At 72.4% G+C, this 13,511-nt stretch carries 9 protein-coding genes; 7 read left to right on the plus strand and 2 right to left on the minus strand.

Annotated elements, in window-relative coordinates:
- The first annotated feature begins 105 nt into the window (after positions 1-105).
- The 5 genes from CIB93_RS19835 (at position 106) to hflX (ending at position 7,129) form a co-directional block, all read left to right on the plus strand.
- On the plus strand, positions 106-555 hold the full coding sequence (locus CIB93_RS19835; protein ID WP_096628521.1) for a hypothetical protein: 450 nt from the start codon (positions 106-108) through the stop codon (positions 553-555).
- An 87-nt stretch (positions 556-642) separates the two neighbouring features.
- The gene (gene dapF / locus CIB93_RS19840) at positions 643-1,515 is read left to right on the plus strand and encodes a diaminopimelate epimerase (RefSeq protein WP_096628523.1); all 873 of its coding nucleotides are present in this window, start codon (positions 643-645) and stop codon (positions 1,513-1,515) included.
- Between the two features lie 176 nt (positions 1,516-1,691).
- A complete protein-coding gene (locus tag CIB93_RS19845; RefSeq protein ID WP_096628525.1) occupies positions 1,692-3,947 on the plus strand; it encodes a bifunctional (p)ppGpp synthetase/guanosine-3',5'-bis(diphosphate) 3'-pyrophosphohydrolase in 2,256 nt (751 codons plus the stop codon).
- An 84-nt stretch (positions 3,948-4,031) separates the two neighbouring features.
- Positions 4,032-5,477, plus strand: a complete 1,446-nt coding sequence (locus CIB93_RS19850) for a M1 family metallopeptidase (protein WP_096628527.1) — start codon at positions 4,032-4,034, stop codon at positions 5,475-5,477.
- A 131-nt stretch (positions 5,478-5,608) separates the two neighbouring features.
- Positions 5,609-7,129 carry a GTPase HflX gene (gene hflX, locus CIB93_RS19855; RefSeq protein ID WP_096628528.1) on the plus strand — a complete coding sequence of 507 codons (1,521 nt, stop codon included), beginning with the start codon at positions 5,609-5,611 and terminating at the stop codon, positions 7,127-7,129.
- 94 nt (positions 7,130-7,223) lie between these two features.
- Here hflX and CIB93_RS19860 read toward each other — a convergent pair whose 3' ends face one another.
- Together CIB93_RS19860 and CIB93_RS19865 are read right to left on the minus strand one after the other, a co-directional pair.
- Positions 7,224-8,399 carry a serine protease gene (locus CIB93_RS19860; protein ID WP_096628529.1) on the minus strand — a complete coding sequence of 392 codons (1,176 nt, stop codon included), beginning with the start codon at positions 8,397-8,399 and terminating at the stop codon, positions 7,224-7,226.
- Between the two features lie 200 nt (positions 8,400-8,599).
- The gene (locus CIB93_RS19865; protein ID WP_096628531.1) at positions 8,600-9,769 is read right to left on the minus strand and encodes a serine protease; all 1,170 of its coding nucleotides are present in this window, start codon (positions 9,767-9,769) and stop codon (positions 8,600-8,602) included.
- 355 nt (positions 9,770-10,124) lie between these two features.
- Between CIB93_RS19865 and CIB93_RS19870 the strand changes: the two genes are divergently transcribed.
- Together CIB93_RS19870 and CIB93_RS19875 are read left to right on the plus strand one after the other, a co-directional pair.
- Positions 10,125-11,519, plus strand: a complete 1,395-nt coding sequence (locus tag CIB93_RS19870; protein WP_096628533.1) for a diaminobutyrate--2-oxoglutarate transaminase family protein — start codon at positions 10,125-10,127, stop codon at positions 11,517-11,519.
- A 28-nt stretch (positions 11,520-11,547) separates the two neighbouring features.
- A complete protein-coding gene (locus tag CIB93_RS19875; RefSeq protein WP_096628534.1) occupies positions 11,548-13,452 on the plus strand; it encodes an IucA/IucC family siderophore biosynthesis protein in 1,905 nt (634 codons plus the stop codon).
- Positions 13,453-13,511 lie beyond the last annotated feature (59 nt).

The following is a 13,511-nucleotide window of genomic DNA, read 5'->3' on the forward strand; positions in this document are numbered from 1 at the left end:
ACGTGATGGCATCGGGAAGCCCCGCCCGTCAATTCGGCACCCGTGATCGTGCCATCATCGAGCATCGATCCACCAGTGGAGTCCGAGTTGGGAGGGCGCGTGGCGATGGAGGCCGGCCCTCGCGACACGGAACAGCGCGACACAGAGCACGACGCACCGCCGCCGCGGGAGACCGCGGGGCTGAGCCCCGACGGGCCCGACGAGCAGGACGTGACCCCCGAGGTCGAGGTCGAGCTCCGGCCCGCCCGTCGGCTGCGGATCTGGCAGCTCGCGCCCATCGTCATGCTGGCCGCCGTCGGCTCACTGATGTTCGCCTTCCCCCTCGCCTTCGAGTTCGGCGACGGCGGTGCCGTGGTCGCCATGCTGGGCCTCCTGATCAGCTGCTGCGCCGCGGGCTGGGGCATGATGGCCGCCCGCCGCGTCGGCCACACCTGGCCGGGTCTGCCCTCCCGGAGTTCGGGTGACCGCCCCGACTGGCGGGTGATCGCCCTGTACGTCGTGACGGGCGCCGCACTCGTGGCTCTCGCCGTCTGGCGCGTCGCCCGACTGCGCTGAGGGCCGTACGTCCACGTGCGGGCGCTCGTGCGGCGGAGCCCGGGGCCGGTCGGGCGGACTGTCGGCGCCGCCTCGTACAGTTGACCTGTGAGCACCTCGCAGATCGCCTTCCTCAAGGGTCACGGCACCGAGAACGACTTCGTGATCGTCCCCGATCCGGACAACGCCGTCGCGCTGCCCGCCTCCCTCGTCGCACGGCTCTGCGACCGCCGGGCCGGCATCGGCGGCGACGGCCTGCTGCACGTCGTGCGGTCCGCCGCGCACCCCGAGGCGCGGGACATGGCGGACGCGGCCGAGTGGTTCATGGACTACCGCAACGCGGACGGCTCGGTCGCCGAGATGTGCGGCAACGGGGTGCGCGTCTTCGCCCACTACCTCCAGCGTGCGGGCCTCGTCGAGAAGGGCGACCTCACCGTCGCCACCCGGGGAGGCCCCAAGCGGGTGCACCTCGCGAAGAACGGTGACGTCACGGTCTCCATGGGGCGTGCCCTGCTGCCCGAGGCGGGCGTCACGGTCAGCGTCGGCGGCCGCAGCTGGCCCGCCCGCAACGTCAACATGGGCAACCCGCACGCGGTCGCCTTCGTCGACGACCTGGACCACGCGGGCGACCTGCTCAGCACCCCGCCCTTCAGCCCTGAGGGGGTCTACCCCGAAGGCGTCAACGTCGAGTTCGTCGTCGACCGGGGCCCGCGCCACGTCGGCATGCGCGTCCACGAGCGGGGCTCGGGCGAGACCCGCTCCTGCGGCACCGGCGCCTGCGCGGTCGCCGTCGCCACCGCCCGCCGGGACGGCACCGACCCCGCCGAGACCGGCCTCCCCGTGACGTACACGGTGGATCTCCCCGGCGGCACCCTGGTCATCACCGAGCACCCCGACGGCGGGATCGACATGACGGGCCCCGCGGTGATCGTCGCCGAAGGCGTCATCGACCCGGCCTGGCTCGACGACGCCGCGCGGTAGCAGCCGCAGTCGCTTCGCTCGAAACGGTGATCGGTCAGAGCTTCGCTCGAATGGGTGATCCGTTTCACGCTGGGCGAGAGCTGGACTGCGCCACGTGGTGGGCTCGATAGCATCAAGCACCGGCTCCGAGGCGCATCCAGCCCTCGCCCCGCCGGTCGACGTCGGAGGTGCCCCCCATGAGTGCAGAGGCCGCCGATCCGGGCGCTCCCCTTCGCAGGCGGAGCCGCCCCCGGATCGACCTGCGCAGACTGGGCCGGGTAGCACTGCGCGGCCCGGTCTCCCGCGACCGGCTGCCCGACGCCATCGGCCATGTCGCCGAGGCGCACCGCGCCCACCACCCCGACGCCGACCTCACCATCCTGCGCCGGGCCTACGTCCTGGCGGAGTCCTCGCACCGCGGCCAGATGCGCAAGAGCGGCGAGCCGTACATCACGCACCCGCTGGCCGTCACCCTGATCCTGGCCGAGCTGGGTGCCGAGACCACCACGCTGACCGCCTCCCTTCTCCACGACACCGTCGAGGACACAGAGGTGACGCTCGATCAGGTAAGGGAGCAGTTCGGCGAGGAGGTCTGCTATCTCGTCGACGGAGTCACCAAGCTGGAGAAGGTCGACTACGGCGCCGCCGCCGAACCCGAGACCTTCCGCAAAATGCTCGTCGCCACCGGCAACGACGTCCGGGTCATGTCGATCAAGCTCGCCGACCGGCTGCACAACATGCGCACCCTCGGCGTGATGCGCCCAGAGAAGCAGGCCCGGATCGCCAAGGTCACCCGGGACGTCCTCATTCCGCTCGCCGAACGGCTCGGCGTGCAGGCGCTCAAGACCGAGCTGGAGGACCTGGTCTTCGCCATCCTGAACCCCGAGGAGTACGAGAGGACCCGCGCCCTCATCGCCACCGCGACGCGCGCCGAAGCTCCCCTGGAAACCATCGCCGACGACGTACGGCACACCCTGCGGGACGCGGGCATCAGCGCCGAGGTCCTCATCAGGCCACGCCACTTCGTCTCCGTGCACCGGGTGCGCAGGAAACGCGGCGAACTGCTCGGCACCGACTTCGGCCGACTGCTGGTGCTCGTCACCGAGGACGCCGACTGCTACGCCGTCCTCGGCGAACTGCACACCTGCTTCACTCCGGTGATCTCCGAGTTCAAGGACTTCATCGCCGCCCCCAAGTTCAACCTGTACCAGTCGCTGCACACAGCGGTCGTCGGCCCCGGGGGAGCCGTCGCCGAAGTCCTCATCCGTACGCACCGGATGCACAAGGTGGCCGAGGCGGGCGTCGTCGCCCTCGGCAATCCGTACGTCCAGGACGGCACCGCCCCCGCCCAGCCGGCCGAGCCGTCCGACGAGCGCGCCGACCCGACCCGGCCCGGCTGGCTCTCTCGGCTGCTGGACTGGCAGGAGTCCGCCACCGACCCCGACACCTTCTGGACCACCCTGCGCGACGACCTCGCCCAGGACCGCGAGATCACCGTCTTCCGCACCGACGGCGGCACCCTCGGGCTGCCCGCCGGGGCCAGCTGCGTCGACGCGGCCTACGCACAGCACGGCGACCGGGCCCACGCCTGTATCGGAGCCCGGGTCAACGGCCGCCTCGCCACCCTCAGCACCGTCCTCAGCGACGGCGACACCGTGCAGCTGCTGCTCGCCCAGGACACCGCCTCGGGCCCCTCGCCCGACTGGCTCGACCACGTCCGCACCCCCGCCGCCCGGATCGCGATCACCGGCTGGCTCACCGCCCACCCCGACGAAGCGAAGCCCGACCCGGAGACCGTGGATGCGAGCGGCCCCGGCCCGGGCCGCCTCGGGCCCGGCCCCGGCTCGGCAGGCCCAGGTCCCATGCCCGGCGAGCCCGCCGCCCCCGACCGGGAACGCGCCGCTTCCGAAGAACGCGGCGCCCCCGGACGCGCCGCCCCCCAGACCGCCACCGCCCCGGCCCGCACCCGCTCCGGACCGCGCAGCGCCGACGTCGTCGTCGACGGCCCGGACGCCCCCGTGCGCCTGGCCGGATGCTGTACGCCGGTGCCCCCCGACGAGCTGACCGGCTTCGTCGTCCGCGGCGGCGCGGTCACCGTGCACCGCCGGGAGTGCTCCGCCGTGGCCGCGATGCAGGAGATCGGCCGCGCCCCGGTCGCGGCCCGCTGGGCGGACGGCGAACACCGAGGGTCCACCGCGGGCTGCCGGGTCACGCTCGTCGCCGAGTCCTTCGGCCGCCCCCGGCTCCTCGCCGACCTCACCGAGGCCATCGCCACCGCTGAGGCGGCGATCGTCTCCGCCACCGTGGAGCCCCCCAGCGAACAGCGCGTCCGCCACACGTACACCCTCCAGCTCCCCGACGCCGCGGGACTCCCCGCCCTGATGCGCGCCATGCGCGAGGTGGCCGGGGTCTACGACGTCAGCCGGGCCCAGCACCCGGCCCCGGCGGGCTGAGCCGCCACGGACGGCGCGTCCTCGTTCGGGTGGTGTGGCGCGCGGCTTCCCGGCCCGGCGGCCGCGCGCTGATAGCGGTAGTCCATGCCGCTCCTCTCCCGCCGTCTGCGGGCCGCCCTGCTGGCGACCGCCTCGGCCACCCTCGTCGCCGCCGCACTGCCCGCCCCCGAGCCCCTGGGCATCGGTGACCGGCTCTTCCCCGAGCTGGGCAACCCCGGCTACGACGTCCTCGCGTACGACATCGCCCTCACGTACCACGGCAGCAACACGAAGCCGCTGGACGCCGTCACCAAGATCAGCGCCCGCACCACCGCCCCGCTGGACCGGATCAACCTCGACTTCGCCCGGGGCACCGTCCTGGGAGTCGAGGTCAACGGGCGGTCCGTCGACTTCGGCAGCAAGAACGAGGACCTCGTCCTCCAGGCGCCCCGCCGCCTCCCCGCGGGCGCCCCGCTGAACATCACCGTCCGCCACACCAGCGACCCCGCCGGAGCAGCGGACGACGGCGGGTGGGTCCGTACCGCAGACGGACTCGCCATGGCCAACCAGGCCGACGCCGCCCACCGGGTCTTCCCGGGCAACGACCACCCCTCGGACAAGGCGTACTTCACCTTCCGGATCACCGCTCCCCGCAAACTGACGGCGGTCGCGGCCGGTCTGCCCACCGGAAAGACCCGGCACGGCTCCACGACCACCTGGACCTACCGCACCGAACACCCCATGGCCACCGAACTGGCCCAGGTCTCCATCGGCAGCTCCGCGGTCCTGCACCGCACCGGACCGCACGGACTGCCGGTGCGCGACGTCGTCCCGGCCGCCGACCGCGAGCGGCTGGAACCCTGGCTCGCGAAGACCCCGGCCCAGCTGGAGTGGATGGAGGAGCAGGTCGGCCGCTACCCCTTCGAGACGTACGGGGTGCTCGTCGCCGACAGCCCCATCGGCTTCGCCCTGGAGACCCAGACGCTGTCCCTGTTCGGGAGGTCCTTCTTCACCGAGCCCGCCTACCCCGAGTGGTACGTCGACTCCGTGATGATCCACGAGCTGGCCCACCAGTGGTTCGGCAACAGCGTCTCGCCCGCGACCTGGTCCGACCTGTGGCTCAACGAGGGGCATGCCAGCTGGTACGAGGCCCGGTACGCCGAGGAGCACGGCGGCGGAACCCTGGAGCGGCGGATGCGTGAGGCGTACAAGCTGTCCGACGGCTGGCGGGCGGACGGCGGTCCTCCGGCGCACCCGGACGGCCCGGCCCCGGGCCAGAAGCTCAGCCTGTTCCGCCCGGTCGTGTACGACGGCAGCGCCCTGGTGCTCTACGCCCTGCACCAGGAGATCGGCGCGGCCGCCTTCGACCGCCTGGAGCGCACCTGGGTCCGGGTGCACCGGGACTCCACGGCCACCACCGCGGACTTCACCCGGCTCGCCTCAGGCATCGCGGGCCGGGACCTGACCGCCTTCTTCGACGGCTGGCTGTACGGGAAGACGACGCCGCCGATGCCCGGGCACCCCGACTGGACCAGCGCGAAACCCGCGTGACGGGCGCGCCGGGGCCGTGCCACTATCGACGCGTCGGCACGGCGGACCGCACCGGGATTCCCGGGAGGGAATCATCCGGGGAGATCACACGTTGTGACTGGCGTAATGACTTCTATCGACGTAAGGATCCAATGACCTCCTCTTCTTCCCTTCCCCAGGACGCGCGGAACGCGCAGAGCGCCACGGAGAACACCACCGAGAGCCTCACCGAAAGCCTTCGGGCCGACGCCCTGATGGAAGAGGACGTCGCCTGGAGCCAGGAGATCGACGGAGCACGGGACGGCGATCAGCTGGACCGCTCCGAGCGTGCCGCCCTGCGGCGCGTGGCCGGCCTCTCCACCGAGCTTGAGGACGTCACCGAGGTCGAGTACCGCCAGCTGCGCCTGGAGCGCGTCGTGCTGGTCGGTGTCTGGACCTCGGGGACGGTGCACGACGCGGAGATCTCCCTCGCGGAGCTCGCCGCACTCGCCGAGACGGCGGGCGCGCAGGTGCTGGACGCGGTGTACCAGCGGCGCGACAAGCCGGACCCGGCCACCTACATCGGTTCGGGCAAGGCGCTGGAGCTGCGCGACATCGTGCTCGAATCCGGTGCCGACACCGTCGTCTGCGACGGTGAGCTCAGCCCCGGCCAGCTGATCCATCTGGAAGACGTCGTCAAGGTGAAGGTGGTCGACCGGACCGCGCTCATCCTCGACATCTTCGCCCAGCACGCCAAGTCCCGAGAGGGCAAGGCGCAGGTTTCCCTGGCCCAGATGCAGTACATGCTGCCCCGGCTGCGCGGCTGGGGCCAGTCGCTCTCCCGTCAGATGGGTGGCGGCGGTTCCAGCGGCGGTGGCGGCATGGCCACCCGTGGCCCCGGTGAGACCAAGATCGAGACGGACCGGCGGCGGATCCGCGAGAAGATGGCGAAGATGCGCCGGGAGATCGCGGAGATGAAGACGGGCCGCGAGATCAAGCGCCAGGAGCGCAAGCGCAACAAGGTGCCCTCGGTCGCCATCGCCGGATACACCAACGCGGGCAAGTCCTCGCTGCTCAACCGTCTGACCGGGGCCGGTGTCCTGGTGGAGAACGCCCTGTTCGCCACCCTGGACCCGACCGTCCGCCGGGCCGAGACGCCGAGCGGCCGTATCTACACCCTCGCCGACACCGTCGGGTTCGTCCGGCATCTGCCGCACCACCTCGTCGAGGCGTTCCGCTCCACCATGGAGGAGGTCGGCGGGTCCGATCTCATCCTGCATGTGGTGGACGGCTCCCACCCGGTGCCGGAGGAGCAGCTCGCCGCGGTGCGCGAGGTGATCCGGGACGTCGGCGCGGTGGACGTACGCGAGATCGTCGTGATCAACAAGGCGGACGCGGCTGACCCCCTGGTCCTCCAGCGGCTGCTGCGCAACGAGAAGTACGCGATCGCGGTCTCGGCCAGGACCGGCGCCGGGATCGACGAGCTGCTCGCACTCATCGACGCCGAGCTGCCCCGCCCGTCCGTCGAGATCGAGGTGCTCGTGCCGTACATCCAGGGGGCTCTGGTCTCCCGGGTGCACGCCGAGGGCGAGGTGCTCTTCGAGGAGCACACCGCCGAGGGCACCCTGCTCAAGGCCCAGGTCCACGAGGAGCTGGCCGCCGAGCTCGGGACCTTCGTCCCCGCCGCGCACTGACCCTCGCGGGACCCCGCGAATCCGAAGGCCCGGCCCCCGGACTCTCCAGCGAGTCCGGGGGCCGGGCCTTCGCCGTACGGCAGCGGGCCTACCCCTACCGACCGGCGAACTTGTCGCTCATCATCCCGAAGGTCCGCCGGGCGTCCTCACCGAGGCGCGGTCCGGCCAGCCAGCCCGAAGTGACCGGTCCGATCGAGGTGTTGGAGACCAGCATCGACTTCCCGTCCGGTCCCGCGACGAACCAGCCACCGCCGGAGGAGCCGCCGGTCATCGTGCAGCCGATCCGGTACATCGTCGGGGTCCCGGCGCCGAGGGAGAGCCGGCCGGGACGGTCGACACACCGGTGCATCAGCAGACCGTCGTACGGCGCGCCGGCCGGGTAGCCCCAGGCGCCCATTCCGCTGATCTGCTGGATCTCGGGGGCGTCGAAGGAGACCGGCAGCGCGTTGCCGACCGTCTCCTCCAGGGACTTCGTGCCCTTCTCCGGCTTCACGTGCAGGATCGCGTAGTCGTACGGTGCGCCCGCGCCGCCCGTCGGGCCGCCGCCGGAGATCCACTCGCCGGAGGACGCGGCCCAGTCGGCCCAGTAGGTGCCGTAGGGGGCGACCTCGTGCGGCTGCGCGGTGCGCAGCTGGGCCGCCGACTTGCCCTGGTCGTTGTACGAGGGCACGAAGACGATGTTGCGGTACCAGCCGCCGCCGGCACCCGCGTGCACACAGTGTCCGGCCGTCCACACGAGGTTCGACCGGCCGGGGTTCTTCGGGTCCTTCACGACCGTGCCCGAGCACACCATCGAGCCCTTGGGCGAGTCGAAGAAGACCTTGCCGACCGGAGCGGCGTGCCGGTGGTAGGGCAGCTTCTCGGGCTTGGCGGGCACCGGCGCGGGCACCGGGTCGCTGGCGTTCTGGCCCGCGGAGAGGTCACCGGCCGCCATCGTCCTGGCCGGATCCTCGGCCGAGGCCATCCGGTCCGGCTTCCACAGGCCGTCGATGACCGGGTTGACGAAGTCCTCGGCCTTTCGGAGCCAGGTGTCCTTGTCCCAGTTCTTCCACTCCCCGCTCTTCCACTTCTCCGGGTCCACCCCGTGCTTCTCCAGGGCCTCACCCAGGTCTCCGGGAAGACCCCCGGTGGAACCCCGCTCCCCGGACCCCTCGGTGGCCGAGGGCTTGGCCGCGGCGGCCCCGTCCTCGTCCGGGCCGCAGGCTGTCGCCGTCAGCGCGAGTGCCGCGACGAGGCCGGTGGCGGCCAGCAGCGGACGTATCGATCGCATGGAAGAAATCCCCCTGAACGCGTTAGTTGGTTCGGAATGCGTGATGCGTGGGTAGTCGGGAATGCCCGCGCTTCTGGCATGCCCGCGTCATGATCGTACGTGGCGGCCGGTGCGGAACCGGACACCGGGACGGAGCGGCCCCCGGTCGGCAACTGCCGTGCCGGGGGCCGTCGAACGTGCCCCGCGGAGGGGTCGGGCCGCTACTGGCCCGCGTACTTCTGGCTGACCGCGCGGTAGACGCCCTCGGCCTCCTCGCCGAGCCGCGGCCCGGCCAGCCAGCCCGCGGTGACCGGTCCGATCGAGGTGTTCGAGACCAGGGCGGGCTTGCCGTCCTGGCCCGCCGCGACCCAGCCGCCGCCGGAGGAGCCGCCGGTCATCGTGCAGCCGATGCGGTACATGGTGGGCTGGTCCTTGCGGAGCGCCAGACGGCCCGGCTCGTCCTTGCACCGGAGCAGCTTCTGACCGTCGTACGGGGGTGCGGCCGGGTAGCCGGTCGCCGTCATGTCCGCGATCTCCGGCACGGCGGGAGCGTTGAACTCGACCGGCAGCGCCGAACCGACCGTCTCCTCCAGTGACTTGCCCGAAGCGCCCTTCTCCGGCGTCACGTGCAGCACCGCGAAGTCGTACGGCGCACCCTGCCCGCCGACCGCCGCGCCCTGCGAGATCCACTGCTCGGAGGTCTGGGCCCAGTCGCCCCACCACACGCCGTAAGGAGCGATCTTCTCCTTGGGGGCGGTCTCCAACTCCTTGAGCGACAGGCCGTCGTTGTTGTACGCCGGGACGAAGGCGATGTTGCGGTACCAGCCGCCCTTCTTGCCCGCGTGCACACAGTGCCCGGCGGTCCACACCATGTTGGACTTGCCGGGGTTCGCGGGGTCCTTCACGACCGTCGCGGAACAGACCATCGAGCCCTGCGGGCCGTCGAACAGCAGCTTCCCGGACTCCGGGGCGCTGTCGTGGTACGGCGTGGCGACACCGGCGGCCTGGACCGGGGAGGGCGTCGGGTCCGTCACGCCCTCGTCGCCGGAGATGTCGTTGTCGACCGGGTTCTCCGGGGGCTTGTCGGCCTCCCGCATCCGGTCCGGGTCCCAGAGGCCCTCGATGATCGGGTTGACGAAGTCCTTGGCCTCACGCAGCCACTTGTCCTTGTCCCAGTTCTTCCACTCGCCGTCCCGCCACTTGTCCGGGTCGATCCCGTGCTCCTTGAGCCGGTTCTTCAGATCGTCCGGAAGGGTGACCTTGCCGTCGGACGACTGGTCCGCCGAGGCACTGGGCGTGGAGCCCGCGTTGTCCTCCTCCGGACCGCAGGCGGTGGCGGTGAGCGCGAGGACGGCCGCGACGGCCGTCGCGGCGAACACACCGGAAGGCATGCGCCGTGCGCGCCTCCCGGGGCGTGCGGTCTCGGTCGGGCGAATGGGTCGCATCTGGTGATCCCCCTGGGACCTCGTCACTCGGTACTCGGTGTTGCATTACGGACACTTCGGGCGCCGGAGCAGGTGCTCCGCGCCGCTGTGCGGCCCCCACTATGCCGGTGCCGATGGTGACGGTGCGCGGCAGGTCCGCGGTTCCGCCGCCGCGAGGATGTTCCGATTTACCCGTGATCCATCGCGTTCGGCGTCGTTGGTACGTACGGGGGACACCAGGACAGCGTTCACCCGCTCAGTCCGTCCGCGCGAAATCGTACCGACGTGCAACGCAACCGTTACCGCAGGAGGATCAAGAGCCGTGTCCGTGACCGAACCCGCGCCGGTGGCACCGCCTCCCGCACACGCGGGCATCCTGCGCCGCCAGTCGCTGCGCGAGTCGGCGGCCCGCACCTACGCGCGGTCCCTGCCGATCGTGCCCGTGCGGGCCCGCGGGCTCACGATCGAGGGCGCGGACGGACGGCGCTATCTGGACTGCCTCTCCGGCGCGGGCACCCTGGCCCTCGGGCACAACCACCCCGTCGTCCTCGAAGCCATCAGGAAGGTCCTCGACTCCGGCGCACCCCTGCACGTCCTCGACCTCGCCACCCCGGTCAAGGACGCCTTCACCACCGAGCTCTTCGCCACCCTGCCCCGGCAGTTCGCCGACAACGCCCGCATCCAGTTCTGCGGCCCCGCCGGTACGGACGCCGTCGAGGCCGCGCTCAAGCTGGTCCGTTCCGCGACCGGGCGCAGCGGCCTGCTGGCTTTCACCGGTGCGTACCACGGCATGACCGCCGGGGCGCTGGAGGCCTCCGGCGGTGCGAGTGACGTCCGGGTGACCCGGCTGCCCTTCCCGCAGGACTACCGCTGCCCGTTCGGCACCGGCGGCGAGGGCGGGGCGGCCCTCGCCGCCCGCTGGACCGAACACCTGCTGGACGACCGCAAGGGCGGTGTGCCCACCCCGGCCGGCATGATCGTGGAGCCGGTCCAGGGCGAGGGCGGCGTCAACCCCGCCCCCGACGCCTGGCTGCGCAGCATGCGCAGGATCACCGCGGACCGGTCCATTCCGCTCGTCGTGGACGAGGTGCAGACGGGCGTCGGCAGGACCGGCGCCTTCTGGGCCGTCGAGCACAGCGGCATCGTCCCGGACGTCATGGTCCTCTCCAAGGCGATCGGCGGCTCCCTCCCGCTCGCCGTCATCGTCTACCGCGCTGAGCTGGACCTTTGGCAGCCGGGAGCGCACGCGGGTACGTTTCGGGGCAACCAGCTCGCCATGGCGGCGGGCGCGGCCACGCTCGCGTACGTCAGGGAGAACCAACTGGCGGACCGCGCAGCGGTTCTGGGGGCCCGGATGCTCGCCCGCCTGACGGAGTTGCGGGCACACCATCGGGCGATCGGTGACGTACGGGGGCGTGGACTGATGATCGGCCTGGAGCTGGTGGATCCCGAGAGCGCGCCCCTGCCCGCCGAGGCCGGCGACCCCGACCCGGCACCGCCGCCGGACCCGGCCCTCGCCCTCGCCGTCCAGCAGGAATGCCTGCGCCGCGGCCTCATCGTCGAACTGGGCGGCCGGCATGGTGCCGTGGTCCGCCTCCTGCCTCCCCTCACCCTCACCGACGAACAGGCGAGTGCCGTCGTCGACCGTCTCGCCGACGCGCTGGCGGCCGCAGAACGTTTGCCGCACCGTCGGGCCACCGCCGGGTCGATCATCTGATCCCGGAATCCTCACAAGGAAGAGCGCCGTGAACCCCACCCCCGCGCCCGAGGCCGACGGCCCCGGTACCCCCCAGCACCGAGGGCAGGACGGACCGGCCGCCCCCGGCACGGTCGAGGCGACGACCGTGCCCCGACAGAAAGCCGCCCACCACCCGAACCCCCCTTCATGCGGGCCGGGTCCGGGACCGGAGGAGCCGGTGGACCAGGACCTGGGGCCCGACCCCATCGATCACCCGGACCCGCGGCGGGCGGCCGACTCGGCGGGCACCGAGAGCCTCCTGCGGTGCTGGACCCGGGAGACGGGCCTGCCCCGCCCCGACGGCGGCACCCTGCGCATCGTTTTCCCTGCCAGCGGCACCGCGCTCCTCGTCCCCGTGCACTACTGGTCCGCCACCGGCGCCCACCGCTTCGGCGCTCCCGCGCTGGAGAACGCCCCCGCCGGAGCCCCGCCCGCCGACGCCGTCACCGTCGCCGCCCTCATCGCCCGCGAGGGCGGCGAGAGCGGGGCGGGCGACCTGGTCGGCCGGGTCGCCGACTCCGTACGCCACACCGCGGGCTTCATCGAGCAGCGGCGGCGCCGCCCGGCCGACCCCGCCGAGGCCGACCTCTTCCTCACCGCCGAACAGTCGCTGCTGCTGGGCCACCCCCTTCACCCGACCCCCAAGAGCCGCGAAGGCCTCTCCGAAACGGAGTCCCGCCGCTATTCACCGGAGCTCCACGGCTCCTTCCCGCTCCACTGGTTCGCCGTCGACCGGTCGCTGACCGCCACCGACTCCGCCTGGGAGGAGGGCGGCCCGGCCACCGCCGAGGAGCTGCTCGCCCCGCACGCCGAAGGCCTCCGGCCGCCCCCCGGCACCGTCGCCGTCCCCGTACACCCCTGGCAGGCCGCCGACCTGCTCCACCGACCCCAGCTCCGGGCCCTCGTGGAGAGCGGCCTGTTGCACGACCTCGGCCCGCACGGCGAGCACTGGCACCCCACCTCCTCCATCCGTACCGTGCACCGGCCCGGCGCGCGGGTGATGCTCAAGCTCTCCCTCGGCGTCCGCATCACCAACTCCCGCCGCGAGAACCTCCGCAAGGAGCTGCACCGGGGCGTCGAGGTCCACCGCCTCCTGTCGACCGGCCTCGCCGAGCGCTGGCAGCGGCAACACCCCGGCTTCGACATCGTCCGCGACCCCGCCTGGCTCGCCGTCGACGACCCCGAGGGAGCCCCCGTCCCCGGGCTCGACGTGATGCTCCGTCACAACCCCTTCGGCCCGGGCGACGACGCCGCCTGCATCGCCGGCCTCACCGCCCAGCGCCCCCGGCCCGGGCAGCCGGGCATGCGCTCCCGGCTCGCCGAGGTCGTCGCCCACCTGGCCGCCCGCACCGGCCGCGCCACCCACGAGGTCTCGGCCGATTGGTTCGGGCGCTACCTGGACCACGTGGTCCGCCCGGTCCTCTGGCTCGACGCCCACGCGGGCATCGCGCTCGAAGCCCACCAGCAGAACACCCTGGTCCTCCTCGACCCGGACGGCCGGCCCGTCGGCGGACGCTACCGCGACAACCAGGGCTACTACTTCCGCGACTCCCGCCGCGCCGAGCTGGAACAGCGGCTGCCCGGCATCGGCACGGTCAGCGACACGTTCGTCTCCGACCCGGTCACCGACGAGCGCTTCGCCTACTACCTCGGCATCAACAACGTCCTCGGCCTGATCGGGGCGTTCGGAGCCCAGCGGCTGGCCGACGAACAGGAACTCCTCACCGTCCTCCGCCAATTCCTCACCGAGACCGCGGAACTGGGCTCGCCGCTGCCCGCGTATCTCCTGGAGAACCGCCAACTGCGCTGCAAGGCGAATCTGCTGACCCGGCTGCACGGCCTCGACGAGCTGGTCGGACCGGTCGACACCCAGTCCGTCTATGTCACCATCGCCAACCCGCTGTACAGCTGAGCACCCGCACCAGAGAGACTCCGACCGCACCCGCACCGGAGAAACTCACCGACCGCACC

It is taken from the genome of Streptomyces sp. WZ.A104 (assembly GCF_002382885.1).
Taxonomy (GTDB): Bacteria; Actinomycetota; Actinomycetes; order Streptomycetales; family Streptomycetaceae; genus Streptomyces.

Bases quoted from the DNA above. Each gene is read 5' to 3' on its own strand.
- hflX (WP_096628528.1), top strand. From the start codon at position 5,609: ATGACCTCCTCTTCTTCCCTTCCCCAGGACGCGCGGAACGCGCAGAGC.
- CIB93_RS19850 (WP_096628527.1), top strand. From the start codon at position 4,032: ATGCCGCTCCTCTCCCGCCGTCTGCGGGCCGCCCTGCTGGCGACCGCC.
- CIB93_RS19860 (WP_096628529.1), bottom strand. From the start codon at position 8,399: ATGCGATCGATACGTCCGCTGCTGGCCGCCACCGGCCTCGTCGCGGCA.
- CIB93_RS19845 (WP_096628525.1), top strand. From the start codon at position 1,692: ATGAGTGCAGAGGCCGCCGATCCGGGCGCTCCCCTTCGCAGGCGGAGC.
- CIB93_RS19835 (WP_096628521.1), top strand. From the start codon at position 106: ATGGAGGCCGGCCCTCGCGACACGGAACAGCGCGACACAGAGCACGAC.
- CIB93_RS19865 (WP_096628531.1), bottom strand. From the start codon at position 9,769: ATGCCTTCCGGTGTGTTCGCCGCGACGGCCGTCGCGGCCGTCCTCGCG.